The following is a 25,380-nucleotide window of genomic DNA, read 5'->3' on the forward strand; positions in this document are numbered from 1 at the left end:
CCCCAGCCGGCCGGGCCGGGTTGGGGGCGCCCCCCGGCGCTTGCCCCGGGGCCTCGGCCCCGGGGCCGGCCCCCGCGCCCGGGCCCCCCCCCCCGGCCCCCCCCCCCCCCCCCGGGGGGGGGCCCGGCCCTCTTCGTGCGGGGGAGCGGTCAGTCCGTGCCGGACTCCATCGCCGCGCGGTCCAGCCAGGCGTCCTCCTCGGAGACCTCGCCGCGGGAGGCGATGGCCTCGGCGCCGCCCTCGGGCAGCTCCGGCATGGTGCCGATGAGGCCGGTCGCGGCCGCCTGCGAGGCGCCGATGGTGGGGCTGCCGGTGCCGATCAGGCCGATGCCGGCGTACTGCTCCAGCTTGGCGCGCGAGTCGGCGATGTCGAGGTTGCGCATGGTGAGCTGGCCGATCCGGTCCACCGGGCCGAACGCCGAGTCCTCGGTGCGCTCCATGGACAGCTTGTCCGGGTGGTAGCTGAACGCCGGGCCGGTCGTGTCGAGGATCGAGTAGTCCTCGCCGCGCCGCAGCCGCAGTGTCACCTCGCCGGTGACGGCCGCGCCCACCCAGCGCTGCAGCGACTCGCGGATCATCAGCGCCTGCGGGTCCAGCCAGCGGCCCTCGTACATCAGCCGGCCGAGCCGCCGTCCCTCGGCGTGGTACTGGGCGAGGGTGTCCTCGTTGTGGATCGCGTTGACCAGCCGCTCGTAGGCCGTGTACAGCAGGGCCATGCCGGGCGCCTCGTAGATGCCGCGGCTCTTGGCCTCGATGATCCGGTTCTCGATCTGGTCCGACATGCCGAGGCCGTGCCGGCCGCCGATGGCGTTGGCCTCCATGACCAGGTCGACGGGGGAGGCGAACTCCTTGCCGTTGATCGTCACCGGGCGGCCCTGCTCGAAGCCGATCGTCACGTCCTCGGTGGCGATCTCGACCTCGGGGTCCCAGAACCGGACGCCCATGATGGGCTCGACGGTCTCGACGCCGGTGTCCAGGTGCTCCAGGGTCTTGGCCTCGTGGGTGGCGCCCCAGATGTTGGCGTCGGTGGAGTACGCCTTCTCCGTGCTGTCCCGGTAGGGCAGCCCGTGGGCGAGCAGCCACTCCGACATCTCCTTGCGGCCGCCGAGCTCGGTGACGAACGCCGCGTCCAGCCAGGGCTTGTAGATCCGCAGGTGCGGGTTGGCGAGCAGTCCGTAGCGGTAGAACCGCTCGATGTCGTTGCCCTTGAAGGTCGAGCCGTCGCCCCAGATCTGGACGTTGTCCTCGAGCATCGCCCGGACCAGGAGCGTGCCCGTGACCGCACGGCCGAGGGGCGTGGTGTTGAAGTACGCCCGCCCGCCCGAGCGGATGTGGAACGCGCCGCAGGTCAGCGCGGCGAGGCCCTCCTCGACCAGCGCCGCACGGCAGTCGACCAGGCGCGCGATCTCGGCACCGTAGGTCTTCGCGCGGCCGGGCACCGAGGCGATGTCGGGCTCGTCGTACTGGCCGATGTCGGCGGTGTAGGTGCACGGGACGGCACCCTTGTCGCGCATCCACGCGACCGCGACGGACGTGTCGAGACCGCCCGAGAAGGCGATGCCGACGCGCTCGCCGGCGGGCAGGGAGGTGAGGACCTTGGACATAGGAAGAGTATGTATCATCACGCATAATCATGCAAGTAGCGTGTATGGATTCCGGCCGGGGGGTCGGGGCAGGCCCCGATCCGGCCGGAATCAACTCAGAATCAGCTCAGAGTCAGTTCAGACGAGGTCCTGCTCGGAACCCCCGAGCGCCCCGAGAATCCGCTCGGCGGCCAGGGTCGGGGTCAGCTCCCCGTCCCTGACCCGCTGTTCGAGGGCCGGCGCCAGTGCCCGCACCGCCGGGTCCGCCTTCAGACGGCCGAGGAGTTCGTCGCGGACCATGGTCCAGGTCCAGTCGACCTGCTGGTCACGGCGCTTGGCGGCGAGGCGGCCGGTCGAGTCCAGCAGGGTGCGGTGCTGTTCGAGGCGCTCCCACACCGTGTCCAGGCCGGCCGACTCGCGGGCGCTGCAGCTCAGCACGGGCGGGGTCCAGGCCGCGTCCTTGCCGTGCATCAGGCGCAGGGCGCCCGCCAGCTCACGCGCGGCGGCCCGGGCGTCGCGCTCGTGCGGGCCGTCCGCCTTGTTGACGGCGATCACATCGGCCAGCTCGAGGACGCCCTTCTTGATGCCCTGGAGCTGATCGCCGGTGCGGGCGAGGGTGAGCAGCAGGAAGGAGTCGACCATGTTCGCGACCGCGGTCTCGGACTGGCCGACGCCGACCGTCTCCACCAGGATCACGTCGTAGCCGGCCGCCTCCATCACCACGATCGACTCACGGGTGGCCTTCGCCACTCCGCCCAGCGTGCCCGCCGTGGGGGAGGGGCGGACGAAGGCCGCCGGGTCCACGGCCAGACGCTCCATCCGCGTCTTGTCGCCCAGGATCGAGCCGCCCGTACGGCTGGACGACGGGTCGACGGCCAGGACCGCCACCCGGTGCCCGAGCGAGGTCAGCAGCGTCCCGAACGCGTCGATGAACGTCGACTTGCCCACGCCCGGCACCCCGCTGACGCCGATCCGCCGGGCCCGCCCGCTGTGCGGCAGCAGCTCGGTCAGCAACTCCTGGGCCAGCGCCCGGTGCTGGGGCCGGGTCGACTCGACGAGCGTGATGGCGCGGGCGACGATCGCCCGCTTCCCGTCGAGTACGCCCTTCGCGTACGCGTCGACATCGATCACAGCTCGTGCCCGAGGTCGGTCGCCAGCCCCTTCACCAGGTCGTACGCCGCGTCCGGGATCACCGTCCCGGGCGGGAAGACGGCCGCCGCGCCCATCTCCAGCAGTGTGGGCACGTCCTGCGGCGGGATCACCCCGCCCACCACGACCATGATGTCCTCGCGCCCCTCCTCGGCCAGCGCCTCGCGCAGCGCCGGTACGAGGGTGAGGTGACCGGCCGCCAGCGACGAGACCCCGACGATGTGCACATCCGCCTCGACGGCTTGCCGGGCCACCTCGGCGGGGGTCTGGAACAGCGGGCCGACGTCCACGTCGAAACCGAGGTCGGCGAAGGCGGTGGCGATCACCTTCTGGCCGCGGTCGTGGCCGTCCTGGCCCATCTTGGCGACCAGGATGCGCGGACGGCGCCCCTCGGCCTCCTCGAAGTCGGACACGAGGGTGCGGGTGCGGTCCACGGACGGCGACTCCCCGGCTTCGTTGCGGTACACGCCGGTGATGGTACGGATCTGGCTCGCGTGCCGCCCGTACACCTTCTCCAGGGCGTCGGAGATCTCCCCGACGGTGGCCTTGGCGCGGGCCGCGTTCACCGCCAGCTCCAGCAGGTTGCCCTCGCCTCCGGCGGCCCGGGTCAGCGCGTCCAGCGCGTCCCGGCAGGCGGTCTCGTCCCGCTCCTCGCGCAGCCGCCGCAGCTTCTCGATCTGCTGGGCCCGCACCGAGGAGTTGTCGACCTTGAGGACCTCGATCTGCTCGTCGCTGTCGACCCGGTACTTGTTGACGCCGATGACCGGCTGGCGACCGGAGTCGATCCGGGCCTGGGTGCGGGCCGCGGCCTCCTCGATGCGCAGCTTGGGAATGCCCGCGTCGATGGCCTTGGCCATGCCGCCCGCCGCCTCGACCTCCTGGATGTGCTGCCAGGCGCGCCGCGCGAGGTCGTACGTCAGCTTCTCCACGTACGCGCTGCCGCCCCACGGGTCGATCACGCGGGTCGTGCCGGACTCCTGCTGGAGCAGCAGCTGCGTGTTGCGGGCGATGCGCGCCGAGAAGTCCGTGGGCAGGGCCAGCGCCTCGTCGAGGGCGTTGGTGTGCAGCGACTGCGTGTGCCCCTGGGTCGCCGCCATCGCCTCGACGCAGGTGCGCGTCACGTTGTTGAACACGTCCTGCGCGGTCAGCGACCAGCCCGAGGTCTGCGAATGGGTGCGCAGGGAAAGGGACTTGGCGTTCTGCGGGTCGAACTGCTTCACGAGCTTCGCCCACAGCAGGCGCGCCGCGCGCAGCTTGGCGACCTCCATGAAGAAGTTCATGCCGATCGCCCAGAAGAACGACAGCCGGGGCGCGAACGCGTCCACGTCCAGGCCGGCCTCACGGCCCGCCCGGATGTACTCCACACCGTCCGCGAGCGTGTACGCCAGCTCCAGGTCGGCCGTCGCGCCCGCCTCCTGGATGTGGTAGCCGGAGATGGAGATGGAGTTGTAGCGGGGCATCCGCTGCGAGGTGTACGCGAAGATGTCGGAGATGATCCGCATCGACGGCGACGGCGGATAGATGTAGGTGTTGCGGACCATGAACTCCTTGAGGATGTCGTTCTGGATGGTCCCGGCCAGCTTCTCGGGTGGTACGCCCTGTTCCTCCGCCGCCACGATGTACAGCGCGAGCACCGGAAGCACGGCGCCGTTCATCGTCATCGACACGGTCATCCTGTCCAGCGGGATGCCGTCGAAGAGCTGCCGCATGTCGTAGATGGAGTCGATGGCCACGCCCGCCATGCCGACGTCGCCGGTCACGCGCGGGTGGTCGCTGTCGTAACCGCGGTGGGTGGGCAGGTCGAAGGCGATCGACAGGCCCTTCTGGCCCGCCGCGAGGTTGCGCCGGTAGAAGGCGTTCGACTCCTGGGCCGTGGAGAAACCGGCGTACTGGCGGATCGTCCAGGGCTGGTTGACGTACATGGTCGGGTAGGGGCCGCGCAGATACGGCGCCTGGCCCGGGCGGGTGTCCAGGAAGTCCAGGCCCTCCAGGTCACGGCCGGTGTACAGCGGCTTGACCGCGATGCCCTCCGGGGTCTCCCAGAGCAGGTCGTCCCCGCCCGAGGCGTTCTTGACCGCCGTACGCCACTCGTCGGGGCCGCCGTCGGGGGCCGGGGAGCCCAGCTCGATCCCGGAGAAGTCGGGGATTCCCATCAGGACACTCCCATGCGGTCGAGGGTGGCGGACAGCACGGCGACGGCGTCACAGCCCGCGAAGACGTAACGGTCGACACCGGGGTGGTTCCCCGGCCGCCCGGCGAGGAACACCTGCGCGGCGCCTGCGGCCTTGAGCTGCCCGGCCACCGTCTCCGCCTGCTCCTCGTACAGGGCGTCACTGGAGCACAGCACGGCCTCGCTCGCGCCGCTCTCCTCGAAGGTGCCCTCCGTGACGGGCTCGATGCCGCCCGCCTGGAAGAGGTTCGAGGCGAAGGTCAGGCGTGCGGTGTGGGCCGCGGCCGGGCCGATCGCGGCCAGGAAGATCCGGGGCCGGGACCCGGTCGCCGCGAGGTGGGCGTCGGAGCGGGCGCGCAGGGCCTCGTACGCCTCGTCGCGGCGCACCCGCGGCAGCCCGCCGGACCTCGGCTCGGGAGCTGGCTCGCGGACGACCGGCTTCTCGGCGAGGTGGGGGAACTCGCTGACGCCCGTGATGGGTTCGCGCCGCTTGGCGAGCTTGCCGCTGCGGGCCGCCCAGGTGTCGGCGAGGTCCTGGCCGAGGTCGCCCGACCGCAGGGCGGCCGCCTGGCCGCCGAGGCGTTCGATCCGCCGGAAGAACTCCCAGCCCGCCTGGGCGAGTTCGTCGGTGAGCCGCTCCACGTACCAGGAGCCGCCCGCCGGGTCGATCACCCGGGACAGGTGCGACTCCTCGATGAGGATCGTGGAGGTGTTGCGGGCGATGCGGCGGGCGAACGCGTCGGGCAGGCCGAGTGCGTGGTCGAAGGGCAGCACGGTGACCGAGTCGGCCCCGCCCGCCCCCGCGGCCAGCGTCGCGATCGTCGTGCGCAGCATGTTCACCCACGGGTCGCGGCGCGTCATCATCACCGGCGACGTCACGACGTGCTGGAGCTGGGCGCCCGCACGCGGGGCCCCACAGGCCTCGGCGACCCTCGCCCACAGCCGGCGCGCGGCCCGCAGCTTGGCGATCGTCAGGAACTGGTCGGCGGTCGCCGCGTACCGGAACTCCAGCTGCGCGCAGGCCTGTTCGACGCTCAGACCGGCCTCGGTCAGCTCCCGCAGATACGCCACCGCCGTGGCCAGCGAGCAGCCCAGCTCCTGGGCGGCCGAACCGCCGGCCTCGTGGTACGGCAGCGCGTCCACGGTCAGCGCCCGCAGCCCCGGGTACTCCCCGGCGCACCGCCGCGCGAGATCCGCCACCGGCGCGACGTCGTACCCCTGTCCGGTACGGGCCTCGTGGCCGAGCGGGTCCGCGCCCAGGTTGCCGCGCGCCACGTCCCGCGCGACGCCCCGCTCCTCGTACAGCCGCAGCAGCTCCCGCGCGGCGGGCTCGGTCTCGCGTCCCGCGTCGAGGACGACGGGTGCCAGGTCGAGATAGACGCCGGCGAGGACCGTGCCGAGGGACGGCACCGGGATGCCGTCCTCGCCCACGGTCAGCCAGAGGGAGGTGACGCCGTTCTCCAGGTCCGCGAGCACCGTGGCGCCATCGGCCACCGCGTGCCGCTGCCGTACGTCCCAGCCGCCGACCGTGTTCCCCTCGGCGCGGCCGCCTCGCACAAAGGGCGCGAACCCGGGGAAACCAGGCTCGGGGGCGTTGTCGCGCGCGGTGTAGAGGGGCCGGGTGCGCAACCCGTCCTCCAGGGCGGTGGACAGGGCTTCCTCGGCCTCGGCTCCCTCGACGTCCTTGCCCGACTTGCGCAGCACACCCGCCACAAGGCGCTGCCACTGCTCATGGGGCACATCAGGGAACTCGCCGGCCAGCTCAAGCCCGTCGTCAGGCAGGACCGTCATGCTCGGATGTTAGGCCACGTTAACGAAAGAGCAGGAGTGGGCGCGGCTGTGACCTTGCCCTCTCCCTGACTGTGGCCTCGGTCTCCCTGAGCCGGGGAGGCGTTCACGCCGGTGACGTGACCTGGTCCCCGGACCCGCGCAGCGCCTGGTACACGGACCACACCACGGCCACCAGCGGTACCGCCACCACGGCGCCGATCACCCCCGCCGCGACCGCTCCGCCGACGACCGCCAGGGCCACCACCACCGGGTGCAGCCGGACGGCCCAGCTCATCACGACGGGGTGCAGGACATGGCCCTCGATCTGACCGATGATCACGATCAGGGCCACCACCACCAGCGCGATGAGCGGCCCCTTCGTCGCCAGCGCGACGACGGCCGCGACCGCCAGGGCGATCGGCGAGCCGATCAGGGGGATGAAGGCGGCCAGGAACTCCAGCAGCGCCAGCGGCACGGCGAGCGGCACTCCGAGAGCGAACAGGGCGATGCCCACGAGGACCGCGTTGGTCGCCGCCACCAGCAGGATGCCGTGCGTGTAGCCGGTGAAGGTCCGCCAGGCGGCCCGGCCCGCGACCGTGACGCGCTGCCGCGCCCCGTCGGGGAGTTGCTCGCACATCCACCGCCACTGCCGCTCGCCCGAGTGCGTGAAGAAGACCGCGCAGAACAGCGCCAGCGCCAGCACGGTCAGCACCTCCAGCAGCCGGCTCGCGCCGCTGAGCGCCGTACTGATGAGGGTGGAGCGATGACTCGACAGCAGCTTGCCGATCCGGGTCTGGAGATCGGCGAAGGCGTCCGCCGGAAGCCGGAACGGCGGCTCCTCCAGCTGGCGCTCGATCCGGTCGATCCCCGCCACGAACTCCCGCTCCAGTCCGCTGCGCTGTTCCGCCACGGTCTCGCCCACCAGGGCCAGCGCCCCGAGGACGAGCACGATGCCGCCGACCATCGCGACGGCCACCGCGAGCGGTCTGGGCATGAACCGGGCCAGCAGACCGGCCGCGGGGCGCAGCACGGCGGCGATGACGAGACCGAGGAAGACGGCGACGGCGATCCGGTGGAACTGCCCGAGCACGGAGAAGGCGAAGCGGACGACGACACCGACGGCGATGACCCGCCAGGCGTACGCGCCCGCGGTGCGCAGCCAGTCCGGCACACGCGGCTCCCCACCGCCCGGACGTCCGGACGGCGAGACGGGCGGTTCGACAGACGCGGCCATCTCATGCCCGTACCACCCACCGCCCGCCGGACCGCGCCGCGGCCACGGAATTCCCCCGAAGGCCGGTACCGGCGGGCGCGGCGTCGGGGGAAGAGGACAGGGAATCCGGACAAGGACCAGCCGTCCGACAAGGAGCGTCCACGCCATGGGTACCGCCGTCCACGTCCCCCAGACCCGGGACATGATCGGAGACGAGCTCTCCGGAGACGAGGCGTTCACCGCCCTGCGCCACTACGGAGGGCTGCGGCTGCTGACCGACTCCTTCGCACGGTTCCGCTACGCGGACGGCTTCAGCAACGCGCGGGCCCTCGCCTTCCAGGTGGTGCTCGGACTGGTTCCGTGCACCGTGGCGCTCGTCGGGCTGGCCACGTCGGTGCACACCGAGGGCCTGGGCCGGATCATCGAGCTCACGCTCGGCCGGATCGTGCCGGGGGCCAGCGCCGAGATCGTCGAGGAGGCCTTCCAGGGGACGCGGCGCACCGCTCACGGCGACGTCTGGAGCACGCTCGCCCTGTGGCTCGGCCTGGGATTCGCGCTGCTGAACCTCGCCTCGGCCATGGGCCAGATCGAGCGCGGCGCCAACCGTATCTACGGAATCGAGCGCGACCGTCCCTTCCCGCGCAAGTACGCGCGGGGGATCGTGCTCGCGCTCGCCGCCGGTCTGCCCCTGGTGCTGGGGTTCGTCGTCCTCGTCGCCGGTGAGGCCGTGGGCGACGCGGTGGCGAAGTCCGCGGGCCGTCAGGGCAGCGGACCGCAGTGGTGGGGCGTCCTCGACATCCCCGTGGGGCTCGCGCTGGCCTGGGTGGCCTCCGCCGTGATCTTCCGTTGGTCGCCCCGTCGCGTCCAGCCCGGCTACACCTGGCTGGCCTTCGGCTCGGCGGTGCACCTCCTGCTGTGGGTGTCGGCCACCTGGCTGCTCGCGCTGTACGTCGAGGAGAGCGGTGCCTTCGGCGCCGTGTACGGGCCGCTCACCGCCTTCATCGCCCTGCTGCTGTGGGCCAACCTCACCGCCGTCGCGCTCTTCCTCGGCCTCGCGTTCGCCGCCCAGCTGGAAGCGGCCCGCGCCGGCATCACCTCGGCCGTCCGGCCGGATCCCGGACCGGGCGGGTGACGCTACCGGCACCGCGCCGGGGCGGCCGCCCCGGCGTCAGCCGCTCGTCGCCGCGGTCACCGTCGTGGGATCCACGCCGGTCAGTTCGACGATGCGGTGCGGTGCCACGCCGGCGGCCAGCGCGCGGGCGATCAGGCCGTCCCGGCCTTCCGCGCTGTCGCGGAAGGCGAGGAGTTCCTCCTCGACCCGGGCGAGCGCCTGCGGTGCGTTCAGGTGGCGGACCCGGCTCAGTTCCTCCTCGCCCAGCGGGACGGGCAGCCGCTCCGCTCCCTCGGGGATGGCCGCCGTCTCCTCCGGCGGCAGCAGGCGCAGCTGAGGGGAGGCCGGCGTGCTGCCCTGGGCGTCCAGCCACGCGCGTACCGCGGGAGTCTCCATGCAGGCGAGATCACCGACGGCGGCCGGGGCCACGCCGAGCGGCGAGGACGGGTCGTCAAGCAGGAACAGGTAGGCGTCGTCGGTCATCCTCGACTCCTTCTCGACGGGGGCTGATCGACTTCCTTTACCCCACCGCGCCCGGATTACCACCGGCTCCACGAGTCCCGGTCATCGCGGCCGGAACCTGTCCGCAAGTCCCGCTAACGTGCCCTCATGGCGAACACCCAGCGGAGCGTCCTCGGTCCCCGTGCCCTCAACCGGGCCACCCTCGAGAGGCAACTGCTGCTGCGCCCCGCCCGGATGTCCGCCGTCGCGGCCGTCGGGCATCTGGTCGGTCTCCAGGCGCAGAACGTCAAGCCTCCGTACTACGCGCTCGCCGCCCGCCTCGACGGATTCGAACCCGAGGCGCTGTCGAAGCCGATGGCCGACCGCGCGGTCGTCCGTATCGTCACGATGCGCTCCACCATCCACACCCACACCGCGGACGACTGCCTCACCCTGAGGCCGCTGGTGCAGCCCGCCCGGGACCGGGAGCTGGTCCAGTTCCGCAAGGGACTCGCCGGTGTCGACCTGGACCGGCTCGCGGCTCTCGCCCGGGACCTCGTCGAGGCCGAGCCCCGCACGATGAAGCAGTTGCGCGAGGCCCTGCTCCAGGAGTGGCCCGACGCCGATCCGCAGGCCCTGGCGGTCGCCGCCCGCTGCCGGCTGCCGCTCGTGCAGGTGACCCCGCGCGGCCTGTGGGGCCGCAGCGGGCAGGTCAGCCTCACCACCGCCGAGCACTGGCTGGGCCGCCCGGCCGAGCCCGCCCCCACCCCCGACGCGGTCGTCCTGCGCTACCTCGCCGCCTTCGGCCCGGCTTCCGTGAAGGACATGCAGACCTGGGCCGGACTGACCCGTCTGCGGGACGCCTTCGAACGGCTCCGCCCGCGACTCGTCACCTTCCAGGACGAGGGCGGCGTCGAGCTGTTCGATCTCCCGGACGCCCCCCGCCCCGACCCGGACACCCTGGCCCCGCCGCGCTTCCTGCCCGAGTTCGACAACCTGCTGCTCTCCCACGCGGACCGCACCCGCGTCGTCCCGCCGCAGTACCGGGGCCGCTCCTGGCAGGGCAACATCGCCTACCCCACGCTCCTCGTCGACGGCTTCCTCGCGGGCCTGTGGCGACTGGAGGACCACGCCCTCGTCATCGAGCCCTTCGACCGGCTCACGCGGGACCGGCGGGACGAGGTCACCGCCGAGGGTGAGCGGATGCTGCGCGTGATGCACCCGGGGAGGTCGTACGACATCCGTTTCGGTGTCGTACGGGGCTGACGGCATGGAGAGGGGGCGTTGCGGGCCGCTCGTGGAGGCCCGCAACGCCCCCTGGTCTTTCACCTGAGTGGTACTCAGGAGCTATCGGGGGGTCACGAGTTGACCTGGGTCGTGACCAGGTTGGAGAAGGTGGTCAGCCGGGTGTAGACACCCGGGTAACCGGCCTGGGCGCAGCCCTCGCCCCAGGAGGTGATGCCTGCCAGGACGCCCCCGATGAGCAGGGGACCGCCGCTGTCGCCCTGGCAGGTGTCCACGCCGCCGGAGGTCTTTCCGGCGCACACCATGTCGCTCTGCACGAAGTCCGAGCCGTAGGAGCTCGCGCAACTGGAGTCGGACACGGTCGGAACCGTCGCGGTGCGCAACTGGTTGGAGGAGCTGCCGCCCGCGGACGTGGTGCCCCAGCCCAGGATGCGGGCGGTGGCGCCGGCCGCGTACACCGAGGTCTGGGACGAGGTGACGTACTTCGCCGTGGTGTACGGCATCGACGTCGACAGCGTCAGCACGGCCACGTCGTCGCCGTTGGTGGCGTCCGTGTAGCTCGGGTGGATCCATATCTTGCTGACTCTGCTGACCGTGCCGTTGGTGCCGTTGAGGTAGGTACGGCCACCGACCACCCGCACGCTGCTGGTGGTCTCACCGACCATGCAGTGCGCGGCGGTGACGACCTTGGTGGGCGAGACCAGCGTGCCACCGCAGAACTGGTTCTGCGAGGCGTCCGTGATCTGCATGACGAACGGGTACGCGGTCGTCGTGGTCGTGCTGCCGCCGACGATCGGCTGGGGCGCGGCGACGGCGGCGGGAGCGGTGAGCAGCGCGGTCGCGGCGGCGGCAGCGGTCGCCGCGACGGCGGCGGCGGCCTTCTTGGCACGGTTGAACCCGAACATGGGTCTCCTTGGGGGAGTTGCCGGTGGGGGGTCGCGCGGGTGGTGGTGAAGCACGGGGACCCTGACGCCGTTGTTCGGATCTCCGTGTGCCCGGCGAGCGGCACGCCCCAAAGTTAGAGCCCGGACGAGGGGGCTCCCAATGAGGGAACCCCCTAAGGGAGTTGGGCAGGGAAAACCCTCGGTCGGGTCAAGTAAACCCAGATGGGGCTCAGTTGGTGCGGCGTCCCGCGGCCAGCCGGACGATGTCCACCCGCGAACGGATCCCCAGCTTCCGGTAGACCCGGGTCAGTGTCGCCTCGACGGTCTTGACACTGATGAACAGGCGCGCCGCGATCTCCCGGTTGGTCGCCCCCTCCATCACGAGCGAGGCGACCTGACGCTCCATCGAGGCCAGGCCCTCCAGCGCGTCCAGCGCCACGGGCGGACCCACGGAGTCAGGCTCCACCGCCGCGGACCCGCCCGCGACGGCCGCGTCGACCTGCCGCAGCCAGGGCAGCGCACGGCAGCGGCGGAACAGCCGGGCGGCCTCGTCGTACGACGCCGGCCCCGGCAGGGGAGCACCGCCGGTGCGGGGCAGGGCGGCGACCTGGGCGCGCAGCCGGGCCAGCGCGAAGGCCGCCCGCGCTTCCTCCAGGCCGTAGCCCAGCCTGCCGAGCCGGTCCCGCACGGACGCCAACCGGACGAGGGCGGCCTCGTGTTCGCCGCGTGCCGCCCGCACCAGCGCCTCGGCCCGGTCCAGCACGGCCAGTACGCTCTCCCGGCCCAGCCGCAGCGCGTGCGCGCGGGTCGTGTCGATGACGTCCTGGGCCTCGCCCGGTTCGCCGATGCGGACCAGTGCCTCGGCGAGGTCGCCGTGCCAGCGGCCGCGCGCCGGGTCGTTGATGCCGAGGCCCTGCTCCAGCTCCCGCACCCGGCGCAGCGAACGGACCGCGGCCGCCGGGTCCCCGGCCACCAACTGGGCATAGCCCAGGGCCGCCAGGGCCCGGGACAGATACATCTGGTCGCCGTCGACCTCGGCGTGGTCGGCCGCCTCACGTGCGAGCGCCAGCGCCCGGTCCACGTCCCCGGCGGAGGCCTCCGCGAGGGAGGCGAGCATCGCCGAGGCGCCCTCGCCGATCCCGGCGTCCCGGGCGAGGCGCAGGCTCTCGCGGGCCAGGTCCAGGGCCCGGCCGCAGTGCCCGGTGCGCAGCTCCGTGTCGGCGAGGAAGCGCAGGAAGTGCACCTCGCTCTCGACCATGCCGCGTCGCCGCACCTCACGCAGCAGCGCGGTGATCACCGCCCGCGCCTCGGGCAGCCGGTCACTCATGATCAGCCAGCGGAACCGGGCCGAGCCGGCACCGTTGTGATGACAGGCCACATACGGGTCCTGGGGTTCCCGCAGCGCCCGCTTCACGGTCGCGGGCGCGCCCGGATGGCCCATCAGCGTCTCGGTGGAGGCCTGGAAGGACAGCGCCATCAGCTCGGTGCGCCGGTCCCCGCCCCGGGCGGCCAGCTCCGCCGCGTGCTCGGCCTCCTGCCGGGCCTCGGCGAAGTCGCCCTCCACGACCAGGCCGCGCCAGGCCAGCTGGTAGTGGACCAGGGCGAGCAGCCCGGGGTCGTCGCCCGCGTCGGCCAGGACCTGCGGGAAGACCGCGTCGACCTCGCCGAGCGCCTGCCCGGCCGCCTCGATGACCACCATCCAGGCCCGCACCCGCTCGGCGGGCACGGTGGCACGCGTCAGTACGTCGCGGGCGATGTCCCGGGCGAGATCGGCCTCGCCCGCGGTGATCGCGTCCTCCGCGGCCTGAAGGCGCCGCTCGTCCGGGCCCGGGACGCTGTCCGCCGGGGTGTGCCGGGCCGCGAGCAGCCCGAGCGAGGCGGCCACCGACGGCGCCCCGCGGTCCAGGGCCAGCGCGGCGGCCTCGGCGAGCCGGGCCGCCACCTCCGGGTCGGTGCCGGTGGTCGCCAGGGCCAGGTGCCGGGCCCGCTCGATCGGGTCGGAGGCCGCCGTGGACAGCGCGGCGTGCACGGCCCGCCGCTCCTGCGCCGGGGCCTCCGCGTACAGCGCGGCCGAGATCAGCGGATGCGCGAACCGTACGGCGGGACCCTCCGCCTCGGTCGCCAGCAGCCCGAGCGCCGCCGCCTGGGCCGTCTCGGCCTCGGCGTGCTCCCGGCCCGCCGCGTGCAGCAGCGCCAGCGTGGGCCGCGCACCGGCACTGGCCACCAGGAGGGTGCGGCGCGCCTCGTCCGACAGCATCTCAAGACGGCTCAGCACCAGGGCCCGCAGCGAGGTCGGCACGGGCAGCGGCTCACCGGGCCGGGGCCGGGTGGGGCTCTCGGCCAGGGCGCGGCCCAGTTCCAGCGCGAAGAGCGGGTTGCCGGCGCTGGTGCGGTGGATGTCGCGGACCGTGGAGCGGGACAGCGGGGCGTAGCCGCGGTGGTCGAGCAGCGTCGAGACCTGCGTACGGGACAGCGGGCCCAGCCGGACGGCGAGCGTGTCGGGCGGAGACGCGCGTAGATGGCGGTCGTACTCCTGGCCCTCGGTCCGCACGGCGCACAGCATCTGCACGGGCGTGTCGCCCAGCCGGCGGGCGGCGAAACCGAGCAGCTCGGCACTGGCGGCGTCCAGCCACTGCAGATCGTCGGCGACGACCAGCACCGGGCCCTTCGCGGCGAGGGCACGCAACGCCGACAGCACGGCGAGGCGCAGCGCCAGCCCGTCGCGCTGGAGGGTGGACTCGCCGCGGCCGGTGAGCGCCGACTCCAGGGCGGTGCGCTGGGCGGCGGGCAGCTGTCCCGAGACCTCGTCCAGGACCAGGCCGAACAGGTCGGCCAGCGCCAGGAACGGCAGGTGGGATTCGGACTCGGTGGCCGAGCAGCGCAACACGGTCCGGGCCGAGCCGCCGTAATCCGCGGCCAGCGCCCGCAGGATCGTCGACTTTCCTATTCCGGCCGGGCCGTGGAGCAGCACACTGCCGCCGCGGTTGAGCTGTTCACGCGCCGACGCGAACAGATCCTCCCTGCCGATGACCAGGTCGGGGCGGCTCCTGGGAGGCTCCTGGAAGTCCCGTGGCACGGTCACCGCTCCCCTCCCTGTGTCGTGTCCTGGCCAATATTAGGCAACAGCTCTTTCCATTTCGGACGGACGGCGTGGTGAGCCAAATAACAACCGACACCGCCGGGCGAATTCACCGGACCCTCGAATGCGGCGGCGGACGCCGTGGGCGCCCGGTCGGGAACTCTTCGGCATATCGAACAAACCGGCCTATCCGAAAGCATCACAAACCTACGGCAACCATCCCGCCCGGCGCGCGGCGACCACGGCCTCACCCCGCGTCCGGGCCCGTAGCTTCCGCATGGCCGACCGCAGATACCCCTTGACGGTCTCGGGCGTCAGTCCCAGCCGCCCGGCGGCGACCGCGTTGGTGGCCCCGGCGGCCACACACGCCAGCACGTCCACCTCACGCGGCGTTAGCCGCACCCGGGCCGGCGAGGCCGCCCCGGCCGTCAGCAGCGCACACGCCTCCAGCAGCTCGTCCCGCAGCTGCGGGTCCGCGATCTTCGGGGCCATGGCCCGCAGCGCCGCGTGCGCCTCCCGTACCTGCTCCCACCCGGCGCCCGCCCCGCCCCCGGCGCCCGCCCCGCCCCCGGCGCCCGGCCCGCCCCCGGCAGCGAGCGTCCGCGCCTCGTCCCGTACGACCAGGGCCCGCTCCACGTCCCGCGCCGCCTCGACGGCCGCGTCCAGCATCCGCCCGCCCATCGGCAGGGCTGTCCGCAGCGCCCCGTACAGCACCCCGCGCACCCCGTGCCGTACGACCACCGGCACGGCCAGCACCGAGCGCAGTCCCTCCACGGCCACCGGGGCGTCGTACTCGTGGCTGATCTGCCGCGACACCGAGTAGTCCGTCACCACGCACGGCCGGGCGAGGACCACCGTCTTGCCGCCCAGCCCGTTCCCGGACGTCACCGCGAGGGAGCGCAGGGCGTCCGTCGCCGTGCCGCTCAGCTCGCTGATGCGCATCCGCTGCCCGGCCTCCAGCAGGCCGCCGAAGGCGACCGGGAGGCCGGTGGCGCGCCGCAGACGCAGCAGCGCGTTCCGTATCTCGACCGTGTCGGACGCGTCTGCTGTCACCTGTTCGCCCCTTCACTACGGCTCCTGTGCGGGCGCACCCCCCGTTCGGGGGTAGTGAGACCTGCATCACGGATTACACGATGGTTCGGAGCCGCCCGGCAATGGTCCGGTACTCAGGAGGACAGATGACATCGGCGACGGAGTTGTTCCGCGAGGCGCGGGACTTCCTGCTGGAACACCGCGAGGACTACCCCACGGCCTACGACGGCTTCCGCTGGCCCCGTCCCGAGTACTTCAACTGGGCGCTCGACTGGTTCGACGAGATCGCTCACGGCAACGCCCGCACCGCCCTGCACATCGTCGAGGAGGACGGCCGCGAGACCCGGCTGTCCTTCGAAGAGATGTCCGTGCGCTCGGCGCGGTTCGCCAACTGGCTGCGCGCCCGGGGCGTGCGCGCCGAGGACCGGATCCTCGTCATGCTCGGCAACCAGGCCGAACTGTGGATCACCGCGCTCGCCGCGATGAAGCTGCGGGCGGTGGTCATCCCGGCCACCCCGCTGCTCGGCCCCGCCGACCTGCGCGACCGGGTCGACCGCGGCCGGGTCCGGCATGTCATCGCGCGCCCGGAGGACACCGGAAAGTTCGCCGAGGTCCCCGGCGACTACACGCGCGTCGCGGCCGGTGCAGCCCCCGAGGGCTGGCTGCCGCTGGACGACGCGTACGGCGCCCCCGCCGACTTCACCCCCGACGCCCCGACCCGGTCCGACGACCCGCTGATGCTCTACTTCACCTCGGGCACCACCGCCCGGCCCAAGCTCGTCGAGCACACCCACACGTCGTACCCGATCGGGCACCTGTCGACGATGTACTGGATCGGCCTCAAGCCCGGCGACGTGCATCTGAACATCTCCTCCCCGGGCTGGGCCAAGCACGCCTGGTCCAACCTCTTCGCCCCCTGGAACGCCGAGGCGACCGTCTTCCTCTACAACTACACGCGCTTCGACGCGGCCCGTCTCATGGCGGAGATGGACCGGGCCGGCGTCACCACCTTCTGCGCCCCGCCGACCGTCTGGCGCATGCTCATCCAGGCCGACCTGACGCAGCTGCGCACCCGCCCGCGCGAGGTCGTCGCCGCCGGGGAGCCGCTCAACCCGGAGGTCATCGAGCAGGTCCGCCGGTCCTGGGGCGTCACCATCCGGGACGGCTTCGGCCAGACCGAGACGGCCGTACAGGTCGCCAACAGCCCCGGCCAGCGCCTCCAGACCGGCTCGATGGGCCGGCCGAGCCCCGGTTACCGCGTCGAATTGCTGGACCCCGTCTCGGGCGCGCCGGGCGCGAGCGAGGGGGAGATCGCCCTCGACCTCTCCGACCGCCCCGTCGGCCTGATGACCGGCTACCACGGCGACGCGGACCGGACGGCGGAGTCGATGGCCGGCGGCTACTACCGCACCGGCGACATCGGCGCCCGCGACGAGGACGGCTACATCACCTACGTCGGCCGCGCGGACGACGTGTTCAAGGCGAGTGACTACAAGATCTCGCCCTTCGAGCTGGAGAGCGCGCTGCTGGAGCACGAGGCGGTGGCGGAGGCGGCGGTCGTACCCGCCCCGGACGACCTGCGGCTCGCCGTGCCGAAGGCGTACGTCGTCCTCGCGGACGGCTGGGAGCCCGGCCCCGACACCGCGAAGGTGCTGTTCGAGCACTCCCGGGAGGTCCTGGCCCCCTACAAGCGCATCCGCCGCCTGGAGTTCGGCGCCCTGCCCAAGACCGTCTCCGGCAAGATTCGCCGCATCGAGCTGCGCGAGGCCACGGCGGCCGGGTCGGACGCCGAATACCGTGAGGAGGACTTCCGGTGACGTCATACAGCCATGGAACAGGTGGGACGGCCCTGCTCGGCGACACCATCGGGGCCAACCTGGACCGGGCGGTGGCCGCCTGGCCGGAGCGCGAGGCGCTGGTCGACGTCCCGTCCGGGAGGCGCTGGACATACGCGCAGTTCGGGGCCGCCGTGGACGAGCTGGCGTCCGCGCTGCATGCCTCCGGTGTCGCCAAGGGCGATCGTGTGGGCATCTGGGCGGTCAACTGCCCGGAGTGGGTGCTCGTCCAGTACGCCACGGCCCGCATCGGCGCGATCATGGTGAACATCAACCCGGCCTACCGCACCCACGAGGTGGAGTACGTCCTCAACCAGGCCGGTGTGTCACTGCTGTTCGCCTCCGTCAGCCACAAGGCGAGCGACTACCGGGCGATGGTCGGGCAAGTACGGGACAGGTGCGCCGAGTTGCGCGAGGTCGTGTACATCGGCGACCCGAGCTGGGATGAACTGCTGGGCCGGGCAGCGCCGGACGCCCGGTCCCGGTACCCGGAGCTGTCCTGCGACGACCCGATCAACATCCAGTACACGTCGGGTACGACGGGCTTCCCCAAGGGCGCGACCCTCTCGCACCACAACATCCTCAACAACGGGTACTTCGTGGGCGAGTCGATCGCCTACACCGAGCAGGACCGGGTGTGTGTCCCCGTTCCCTTCTACCACTGCTTCGGCATGGTGATGGGCAATCTGGCCGCCACCTCGCACGGCGCGTGCATCGTCATCCCCGCGCCTTCCTTCGACCCGAAGGCCACGCTGGACGCGGTCCAGCAGGAGCGCTGCACCTCGCTCTACGGCGTCCCGACCATGTTCATCGCGGAGCTCAACCTCCCCGGCTTCGCGGCGTACGACCTCTCCTCCCTGCGCACCGGCATCATGGCGGGCTCGCCCTGCCCGGTGGAGGTGATGAAGCGGGTGGTCGCCGAGATGCACATGGCGGAGGTCTCCATCTGCTACGGCATGACCGAGACCTCCCCGGTGTCCCTCCAGACCCGCAGGGACGACGACCTCGAGCACCGCACGGGCACCGTCGGCCGGGTGCTGCCGCACATCGAGGTCAAGGTCGTCGATCCCGCGACGGGCGTGACACAACCCCGGGGCACGGCGGGCGAGTTGTGCACCCGGGGCTACAGCGTGATGCTCGGCTACTGGAACGAGCCGGAGAAGACCGCCGATGCCATCGACGCCGGCCGCTGGATGCACACCGGCGACCTGGCCGTGATGCGGGAGGACGGCTACGTCGAGATCGTCGGCCGCATCAAGGACATGATCATCCGGGGCGGGGAGAACATCTACCCCCGAGAGATCGAGGAGTTCCTCTACGCCCACCCCGGCATCCAGGACGTCCAGGTCGTGGGCGTCCCGCACGACCACTACGGCGAGGAGGTCCTGGCCTGCGTCATCCCCCGCGACCCGGCCGCGCCACCGACACTGGAGGACGTACGGGCCTTCTGCGAGGGGCAGCTGGCCCACTACAAGATCCCGAGCAGGCTTCAGGTCCTCGACTCCTTCCCGATGACGGTGTCGGGGAAGGTACGCAAGGTGGAGCTGCGGGAGAGGTTCTCGGAGGGGCAGAGGTAGAAGAGCTCGGGGTCGCCCTCGTCCAGGCCGTGGACCAGCCCGGCGGGTTGCCAGCCGGCCTTCAGCAGCAGGTGCCGCATGGGCCGGTTGGAGACGTTGGTCGAAGTGAACAGTTTGGGAGTGGTGCACGCGGCTTCGACTGCGGTGAGGAGCCGCGCGGCCACTCCCTGCCTGCGCGCGCCGGGCGCGACCGTCAGCAGGGTGAGGAAGCCCTGCTCGAAGAAGGTGTACTCCAGCACGCCGTAGCCCACGGGCCCGTGCGTGTGCTCGGCGAGCAGGGCCCGGCCCTGCTCGCACCAGCGCCGGATGCTCGCGCGGCGCGCCGGATCACCCGCTGCCGCGATCGGGTCCGCCTCGGCCAGTGCGGTCCAGTCGGCGCGCTCGGCACGGCGCAGCGCGAGCGAGCCGGGTTCGATGTCGCCCATGGGACGCATCGTGGCAGGGCATCCACCGGCCCGCACCCGGACTGTGCGCGGGCCGGTCGGCTCACAACGGCGCGCGCATGCACACCCGCGGCCAGCGGTCCAGGCCGTGTTCGGCCTCCGTCGCGCGGATGGTGCGCAGGCCGGGGGTGAGGTCCGGCTCGGGCAGGGTATGGAAGCCGAGGCGGGAGTAGTAGGGGGCGTTCCATGGGACGTCGGCGAAGGTGGTCAGGGTCAGGGCGGTCAGGCCCTGCTCTCGGGCGTGGCCGGCGGCGTGGGCCAGGAGGTCCCGGCCCACGCCACGGCGCGCCGCACGCGGGTGGACCGAGACCTGCTCGATGTGCAGCGCGCCGTCCACGGGCTCGGCGAGCAGATACGCCACCGGCTGGTCCCGTTCGTCCACCGCGACCCAGCAGCGGCCGGCCCGGCGGTAGCACTCCAGTACGTCGAGCCCCGGCGGCTCGTCGTCGGCGATCTCCGGCATGCCGAGGTCGCGGAAGGGGACGCCGGCGGCGCGTTCGATGTCCTGGAGGGCGGGGAGTTCGGCGGCGGTCGCGGGGCGGACGCGGATGCCGGCAGACCTCGAAGCCATGGGTTCACCAACTCCTCAGGCGGGCACGGGCTCCGGATCGGCATCGTCGAAGGGCGGGTAGACCTCGTCTCCCGTGCGCTCCGCCGCGTCGATGTAGTCGGCGAGAGCGTCCCGGGAGCGGGCGAGCGTGGCCATCTGGTCGTCCAGTCGCCGTAGGCGTGACCGCATCGCGGCCAGCAGTTCGGGACATCCGAGCAGCTCCGGAGCTTCTCCGACCGCACAGGGCAGCAGGTACGCGATGTCCTCCGACGACAATCCGGCGCCGAGTAAATGGCGTATCTGCTTCACCCGCAGCAGGGCGTTCTCACCGTACTCGCGATATCCGTTGGCGCCGCGGTCCGCCTCCAGCAGGCCCTGGGCCTCGTAGTAGCGCAACTGATGGGCGTTCACGCCCGTCCGGCGACTCAGTTCCCCGATACGCATCGAAACCTCGCTTGACCTTCACACCGGTATCAACGTTGACGATGCTGCCATGAACACAACGGACACACCCGTGACAATCATCGGACTCGGGCTGATGGGCCAGGCCCTTGCCGGCGCGTTTCTGAAAGCCGGTCATCCCACAACCGTGTGGAACCGTACGGCGTCCAAGTCCGACCACCTCGTGGGCGAAGGCGCACGGCTCGCGCCGACAGTCGGTGACGCGCTCCGCGCGGGCTCCCTGACGATCATCTGCGTCACCGACTACCAGGCCGTACGGGAGCTGTTGGGCGCGGGCGACGCCGACCTCGACGGCAGGACGTTGATCAACCTGACCTCGGGCGACTCGGCCCAGGCCCGGGAGACAGCTCGCTGGGCCGAGCAGCGTGGCGCCCGCTACCTGGACGGCGCCATCATGGCCGTCCCGCCGGCGATCGGCACGGCCGAGGCGATCATTCTGCACAGCGGGCCGCATGCGGACTTCGACGCACACAAGTCGACACTCGGCGCGCTCGGCACCGTCACCCACGTCGGTGCCGACCACGGCCTGGCGTCGCTGTACGACGTGGCCGGCCTGGCCATGATGTGGAGCGTCCTGAACGCCTGGCTCCAGGGCACCGCCCTGCTCAGGACCGCGGGTGTCGACGCCGCGCGGTACGCGCCGTTCGCGCAGCGAATCGCCGCCGTCGTGGCCGAATGGCTGCCGGGATACGCCCAGCAGATCGACAGCGGCTCCTTCCCGGCCGAGATCTCCGCGCTGGAGACGGACGCGCGGGCCATGGCGCACCTGATCGAGGAGAGCGAGGCGGTGGGTGTCAACGCCGAACTGCCCAAGCTGATCAAGGCGATGGCCGACCGCTCGATCGCCGCCGGACACGGTGGGGAGCAGTATCCCGTGCTGATCGAGGAGTTCGCCAAGCCGCGCGGCGACTGACCGGCCCCGGAGTGGTCAGGGTGCCCGGTCCCCGGTGCCGCCGGTGGCCAGCGCATCGGCCGGGGCGTTCACCGGGCGCGGTGTGCCCGTGAGGTCGAGGACGAACAGGGGGACGGCCAGGGCGTCGGCGCGGGCCCGGGCGTCGTCCGCGTAGCCGGTGAGGGAGAAGTAGAGGCAGTCGGCGGACTCCGCCATGGCCGTCAGCCACAGGCACTCCACGTCCCGCAGCGTCGCGGGGCGCACGGCCGGGTCGACCTGCGCGAGGACGCCGCGGGCCGCGAGGCCGATGCCCGACGGGGGGCGCTGGTCCGCCCGGCGTACGTCCCGGTATCCGAGCCAGCGCAGATACAGCGCGGCGGCCGTGACGGCGTCGCGCGCGGTACGGATGGTGACGGACCGGAAGGGCGGCCTGGCGGCAGCGGCGCCCGCGATGGCGGTGGCGGCCGCGGCGTCGCGTGAGTCCGGCGCGGACCGCGGCCGGGCGGCCCGGTCCGTCCCGTCGTCCGGGTCGGCCGGCCCCCGCCCCTCCGCGACCGGCACCCGCAGCACCGTCCCGCACGCACACCCCAGCTCCGGGCGCGGCCACTCCCCGCTCCGCCCGCAGGAGGCGCAGCGCACCGTCACCCAGTCGTCCTGCCAGGCGCGATGCGAGACGGGTGCCGCCGCCCGGTGCCGGTCCAGGGGCGGGCCGACCGGCGCGCCGCACACGCAGGGGTACGCCGGAGCCGTGTAGCGGTGCTCGCGGTGGCAGGCCGGGCAGCGCACCGGGACGGTCTCGGCCATGTCACTCCAGAACCGGCTCGCGTCGGGACAGCGGACCCATCGTGCTCCTTCGGGCCCCCGCCTGTCCGCCCCTTGCCATCTCTTGACGGCCTTCGGCGACCCCACTTACATTAATTCCAGATCGTAGAAGAAGTTTTCCACAATACGGAAGAGCTCACCGCGGGGCGCGACGGGGAGTGCGAATCCGACAGCCGAAGCAGGAGTACTCGATGGCTCGAATGACCGCTGCCCGCGCGGCAGTTGAGATCCTCAAGCGCGAGGGCGTGACCGACGCGTTCGGTGTCCCGGGCGCGGCGATCAACCCCTTCTACGCGGCCCTCAAGGCCTCCGGCGGCATCGCCCACACCCTCGCCCGGCACGTCGAGGGCGCCTCGCACATGGCCGAGGGCTACACCCGCACCCACCCGGGCAACATCGGCGTCTGCATCGGCACCTCGGGCCCGGCCGGCACCGACATGATCACGGGCCTGTACTCCGCGACCGGCGACTCCATCCCGATCCTGTGCATCACCGGCCAGGCCCCGACCGCCGTGATCCACAAGGAGGACTTCCAGGCTGTCGACATCGCCTCGATCGCCAAGCCGGTCACGAAGATGGCCGTGACCGTCCTGGAGGCCGCGCAGGTCCCCGGCGTCTTCCAGCAGGCCTTCCACCTGATGCGCTCCGCCCGGCCCGGGCCGGTCCTCATCGACCTGCCGATCGACGTCCAGCTCGCGGAGATCGAGTTCGACCCGGAGACGTACGAGCCGCTCCCGGTCTACAAGCCGGCCGCCACCCGCGCCCAGATCGAGAAGGCGATCACGCTCCTCAACGAGTCCGAGCGGCCGCTGATCGTCGCCGGCGGCGGTGTCATCAACGCCGACGCTGCGGAACTGCTCGTCGAGTTCGCCGAGTTGACCGGCACCCCGGTCGTCCCGACTCTCATGGGCTGGGGTGTCCTCCCCGACGACCACGAGCTGAACGCCGGCATGGTCGGCCTCCAGACCTCGCACCGCTACGGCAACGCGACCTTCCTGGAGTCCGACTTCGTCCTCGGCATCGGCAACCGCTGGGCCAACCGCCACACCGGCAAGCTCGACGTCTACACGGCGGGGCGGAAGTTCGTCCACGTCGACATCGAGCCCACCCAGATCGGCAAGATCTTCGCCCCGGACTACGGCATCGCCTCCGACGCGAAGGCCGCGCTGGAGCTGTTCGTCGAGGTGACGAGGGAGCTGAAGGCGGACGGCAAGCTGCCCGACCGCACCGACTGGGCCGCCTCCGCCCAGGAGAGGAAGGCCACGCTCCAGCGGCGTACGCACTTCGACGACATCCCGATCAAGCCGCAGCGCGTCTACGAGGAGATGAACAAGGCCTTCGGCCCGGAGACCCGCTATGTCTCCACCATCGGCCTCTCGCAGATCGCCGGCGCCCAGATGCTGCACGTCTACCGGCCCCGCCACTGGATCAACTGCGGCCAGGCCGGCCCGCTCGGCTGGACCGTCCCGGCCGCGCTCGGCGTCGCCAAGGCCGACCCGGAGGCGTCCGTCGTCGCGCTCTCCGGTGACTACGACTTCCAGTTCATGCTGGAGGAACTGGCCGTCGGCGCGCAGCACAAGATCCCGTACGTCCATGTCCTCGTCAACAACTCCTACCTGGGGCTGATCCGGCAGGCGCAGCGGGCGTTCGACATCGACTTCCAGGTCAACCTGGAATTCGAGAACATCAACGCCCCGGAGCTCGGCGTCTACGGCGTCGACCATGTCAGGGTCGCCGAGGGCCTCGGCTGCAAGGCGATCCGCGTCACCGACCCCGCCGAGCTGGGCGCGGCCTTCGAGCAGGCCAAGAAGCTCGCCGCGGAGTACCGGCTCCCGGTCGTCGTCGAGGCGATCCTGGAGCGGGTCACCAACATCTCCATGTCGACGACCAACGACATCGGCAACGTCGTGGAGTTCGAGGAGATCGCGACCGAGCCCGGGCACGCGCCGACCTCGATCAAGACGCTGAAGGTCTGACGCGCGGGGGAACGTAGGAGCAGAGGGGCGGTCCGTCCGTGGGGACGGGCCGCCCCTTACGCATGTCACTCACGCACGAGGTCAGCTCCCGCCGCCTCCGCATCCGCCCCCGCCGCCACCCCCACCGCAGTAGTGGTAGCCCCCGCCACCGCCGCCCCTGCCTCGCGGTGAGTTCTTGAGGAGGCTCTTGCCGCCCACCTCGGCACGGCGCACCAGCCCCGCCCGCAGGGCGAAGCGCGGCACCAGCAGGTGCAGGGCGGGCTCGCCGTGCAGTGCGACGGCCAGCAGCCTCTCGCCGTCGGTCAGGCCGTGCCGGCTCGCGGGCAGCGGATGACTCCGCCGCAGCTCCCGCACCTTTCGGCGGGCGGCGCGCGTCGGTCCGAGCAACGGGTAGCGCAGCAGACCCGCCCCCGCGAGAGGGATCCGCATCAGCGCCAGCGCGATGCGGATGTCCGGGTCCTTCACCAGCGTCCGCAGGCCGGCGGGCTCGCGCAGGGACGTGTGCACCGCCTGCGCCAAGGGGGACGGCGGCCGCTCCGCGGACACGACGTCCGCGATGCCCTTCCGCACCGTCCCCGGCCGGTCCGCCTCCACCAGCCCCCGCAGATACAGCTCCACCACGGCGACGGTGACGGCGGCCCGTGGGCCCTCCCCCAGCAGTGCGATCTCGTGCGGCTCCAGCCGGACCGCCGTACCGTCGCGCATGGCTTCACCCCCGTGACGGGGTCCGCCGCCCCCGTGCCGGCGGGCCCCGCGTGACGAGAATGTGCCCGGCCCCGGGGGCGGTTGAAGCCCCCGGGGCCGGGTTCAGAGGTTCATTTGAGGATGCCGTACGGGGCCTACGACCACTGCCGTAGGCGTGTTCACGCCTCGTGATGCTCCGAGAGCCCCGGCCAGTCGTCCGGGCCGCCGCCCTGCCATTCGACGAGGTCGCTCTCGGCGACATCGGTGACGTACAGGTCGGCCAGCCGCAGGATCTCGGCGACGTCGTCGGCGTGGGTGGCGACGCCCAGGGGTTCCTCGCCCAGGGTGACCCGGCGGGATCCGTCCAGGGCGGGGGAGTGGACCACGACATGCGGATGCTCGGTGGGAGGTGCCATGCCTTCAGGCTCCTGCGGACGCACCTGTTCCGCACCCCGAAGGGGC

21 protein-coding genes are annotated in these 25,380 nt (G+C 72.3%); 6 read left to right on the forward strand and 15 right to left on the reverse strand.

The annotated features are described in order from the left end of the window. Window positions 1-149: 149 nt before the first annotated feature. From argG to ACFZBT_RS03335, 5 genes are all read right to left on the reverse strand, one after another. Entirely contained in the window at window positions 150-1,604 is a 1,455-nt protein-coding gene (argG, locus tag ACFZBT_RS03315) for an argininosuccinate synthase (protein WP_391097884.1), read from the reverse strand. 117 nt (window positions 1,605-1,721) lie between these two features. Beyond that, complete coding sequence (meaB, locus tag ACFZBT_RS03320) at window positions 1,722-2,714, reverse strand: methylmalonyl Co-A mutase-associated GTPase MeaB (RefSeq protein ID WP_391097885.1); 993 nt, start codon at window positions 2,712-2,714, stop codon at window positions 1,722-1,724. After that, window positions 2,711-4,885 carry a methylmalonyl-CoA mutase gene (gene scpA / locus ACFZBT_RS03325; protein ID WP_391097886.1) on the reverse strand — a complete coding sequence of 725 codons (2,175 nt, stop codon included), beginning with the start codon at window positions 4,883-4,885 and terminating at the stop codon, window positions 2,711-2,713. Before scpA ends, meaB begins: the two co-directional genes overlap by 4 nt. Beyond that, window positions 4,885-6,693: a methylmalonyl-CoA mutase family protein gene (locus ACFZBT_RS03330; RefSeq protein WP_391097887.1), complete on the reverse strand. Its 1,809-nt coding sequence runs from the start codon at window positions 6,691-6,693 to the stop codon at window positions 4,885-4,887. Before ACFZBT_RS03330 ends, scpA begins: the two co-directional genes overlap by 1 nt. 103 nt (window positions 6,694-6,796) lie before the next feature. After that, window positions 6,797-7,906, reverse strand: coding sequence for an AI-2E family transporter (locus ACFZBT_RS03335; RefSeq protein ID WP_391097888.1), 1,110 nt, complete (start codon window positions 7,904-7,906; stop codon window positions 6,797-6,799). Between the two features lie 145 nt (window positions 7,907-8,051). Between ACFZBT_RS03335 and ACFZBT_RS03340 the strand changes: the two genes are divergently transcribed. Continuing rightward, window positions 8,052-9,017 carry a YhjD/YihY/BrkB family envelope integrity protein gene (locus tag ACFZBT_RS03340; protein ID WP_391097889.1) on the forward strand — a complete coding sequence of 322 codons (966 nt, stop codon included), beginning with the start codon at window positions 8,052-8,054 and terminating at the stop codon, window positions 9,015-9,017. Window positions 9,018-9,053: 36 nt separating this feature from the next. On the opposite strand, the gene ACFZBT_RS03345 is transcribed toward ACFZBT_RS03340, so the two are convergent. After that, complete coding sequence (locus tag ACFZBT_RS03345; RefSeq protein ID WP_391097890.1) at window positions 9,054-9,479, reverse strand: DUF6003 family protein; 426 nt, start codon at window positions 9,477-9,479, stop codon at window positions 9,054-9,056. A 126-nt stretch (window positions 9,480-9,605) separates the two neighbouring features. On the opposite strand from ACFZBT_RS03345, the gene ACFZBT_RS03350 reads away from it, so the two are divergent. Then, window positions 9,606-10,703 (forward strand): DNA glycosylase AlkZ-like family protein, encoded by a 1,098-nt coding sequence (locus tag ACFZBT_RS03350; RefSeq protein WP_391097891.1) that lies wholly within the window; start codon window positions 9,606-9,608, stop codon window positions 10,701-10,703. A 92-nt stretch (window positions 10,704-10,795) separates the two neighbouring features. Here the strand turns inward: ACFZBT_RS03350 and ACFZBT_RS03355 are convergent, their stop codons facing one another. From ACFZBT_RS03355 to ACFZBT_RS03365, 3 genes are all read right to left on the reverse strand, one after another. Further along, a complete protein-coding gene (locus ACFZBT_RS03355; protein ID WP_391097892.1) occupies window positions 10,796-11,587 on the reverse strand; it encodes a trypsin-like serine protease in 792 nt (263 codons plus the stop codon). A gap of 208 nt (window positions 11,588-11,795) precedes the next feature. Then, on the reverse strand, window positions 11,796-14,648 hold the full coding sequence (locus tag ACFZBT_RS03360; RefSeq protein WP_391097893.1) for an AAA family ATPase: 2,853 nt from the start codon (window positions 14,646-14,648) through the stop codon (window positions 11,796-11,798). 204 nt (window positions 14,649-14,852) lie between these two features. Further along, window positions 14,853-15,698 (reverse strand): LuxR C-terminal-related transcriptional regulator, encoded by an 846-nt coding sequence (locus ACFZBT_RS03365; protein WP_391097894.1) that lies wholly within the window; start codon window positions 15,696-15,698, stop codon window positions 14,853-14,855. A gap of 125 nt (window positions 15,699-15,823) precedes the next feature. Between ACFZBT_RS03365 and ACFZBT_RS03370 the strand changes: the two genes are divergently transcribed. Both ACFZBT_RS03370 and ACFZBT_RS03375 read left to right on the forward strand, forming a co-directional pair. Next, window positions 15,824-17,494 (forward strand): AMP-binding protein, encoded by a 1,671-nt coding sequence (locus ACFZBT_RS03370; protein WP_391097895.1) that lies wholly within the window; start codon window positions 15,824-15,826, stop codon window positions 17,492-17,494. After that, window positions 17,491-19,089, forward strand: coding sequence for an AMP-binding protein (locus ACFZBT_RS03375; RefSeq protein WP_391097896.1), 1,599 nt, complete (start codon window positions 17,491-17,493; stop codon window positions 19,087-19,089). Before ACFZBT_RS03370 ends, ACFZBT_RS03375 begins: the two co-directional genes overlap by 4 nt. On the opposite strand, the gene ACFZBT_RS03380 is transcribed toward ACFZBT_RS03375, so the two are convergent. The 3 genes from ACFZBT_RS03380 to ACFZBT_RS03390 form a co-directional block, all read right to left on the reverse strand. Continuing rightward, entirely contained in the window at window positions 19,002-19,514 is a 513-nt protein-coding gene (locus ACFZBT_RS03380; RefSeq protein ID WP_391097897.1) for a GNAT family N-acetyltransferase, read from the reverse strand. The genes ACFZBT_RS03375 and ACFZBT_RS03380 overlap by 88 nt on opposite strands. Window positions 19,515-19,575: 61 nt before the next feature. Continuing rightward, complete coding sequence (locus ACFZBT_RS03385; RefSeq protein WP_391098851.1) at window positions 19,576-20,082, reverse strand: GNAT family N-acetyltransferase; 507 nt, start codon at window positions 20,080-20,082, stop codon at window positions 19,576-19,578. A 36-nt stretch (window positions 20,083-20,118) separates the two neighbouring features. Beyond that, entirely contained in the window at window positions 20,119-20,526 is a 408-nt protein-coding gene (locus ACFZBT_RS03390) for a MerR family transcriptional regulator (RefSeq protein WP_391097898.1), read from the reverse strand. Between the two features lie 49 nt (window positions 20,527-20,575). On the opposite strand from ACFZBT_RS03390, the gene ACFZBT_RS03395 reads away from it, so the two are divergent. Next, window positions 20,576-21,457 carry an NAD(P)-binding domain-containing protein gene (locus ACFZBT_RS03395; protein ID WP_391097899.1) on the forward strand — a complete coding sequence of 294 codons (882 nt, stop codon included), beginning with the start codon at window positions 20,576-20,578 and terminating at the stop codon, window positions 21,455-21,457. A gap of 15 nt (window positions 21,458-21,472) precedes the next feature. Here the strand turns inward: ACFZBT_RS03395 and ACFZBT_RS03400 are convergent, their stop codons facing one another. Continuing rightward, complete coding sequence (locus ACFZBT_RS03400) at window positions 21,473-22,240, reverse strand: hypothetical protein (protein WP_391097900.1); 768 nt, start codon at window positions 22,238-22,240, stop codon at window positions 21,473-21,475. A gap of 209 nt (window positions 22,241-22,449) precedes the next feature. Here ACFZBT_RS03400 and gcl point away from each other — a divergent pair, with 209 nt between their 5' ends. Continuing rightward, window positions 22,450-24,234: a glyoxylate carboligase gene (gcl, locus tag ACFZBT_RS03405; RefSeq protein ID WP_391097901.1), complete on the forward strand. Its 1,785-nt coding sequence runs from the start codon at window positions 22,450-22,452 to the stop codon at window positions 24,232-24,234. 81 nt (window positions 24,235-24,315) lie between these two features. On the opposite strand, the gene ACFZBT_RS03410 is transcribed toward gcl, so the two are convergent. Together ACFZBT_RS03410 and ACFZBT_RS03415 are read right to left on the reverse strand one after the other, a co-directional pair. Continuing rightward, complete coding sequence (locus ACFZBT_RS03410; protein ID WP_391097902.1) at window positions 24,316-24,939, reverse strand: TIGR04222 domain-containing membrane protein; 624 nt, start codon at window positions 24,937-24,939, stop codon at window positions 24,316-24,318. Window positions 24,940-25,097: 158 nt separating this feature from the next. Continuing rightward, window positions 25,098-25,334 (reverse strand): hypothetical protein, encoded by a 237-nt coding sequence (locus tag ACFZBT_RS03415; protein ID WP_391097903.1) that lies wholly within the window; start codon window positions 25,332-25,334, stop codon window positions 25,098-25,100. Window positions 25,335-25,380: the final 46 nt, after the last annotated feature.

It is taken from the genome of Streptomyces sp. NPDC008137 (genome assembly GCF_042957035.1).
In the GTDB taxonomy this organism is placed as follows: domain Bacteria; phylum Actinomycetota; class Actinomycetes; order Streptomycetales; family Streptomycetaceae; genus Streptomyces.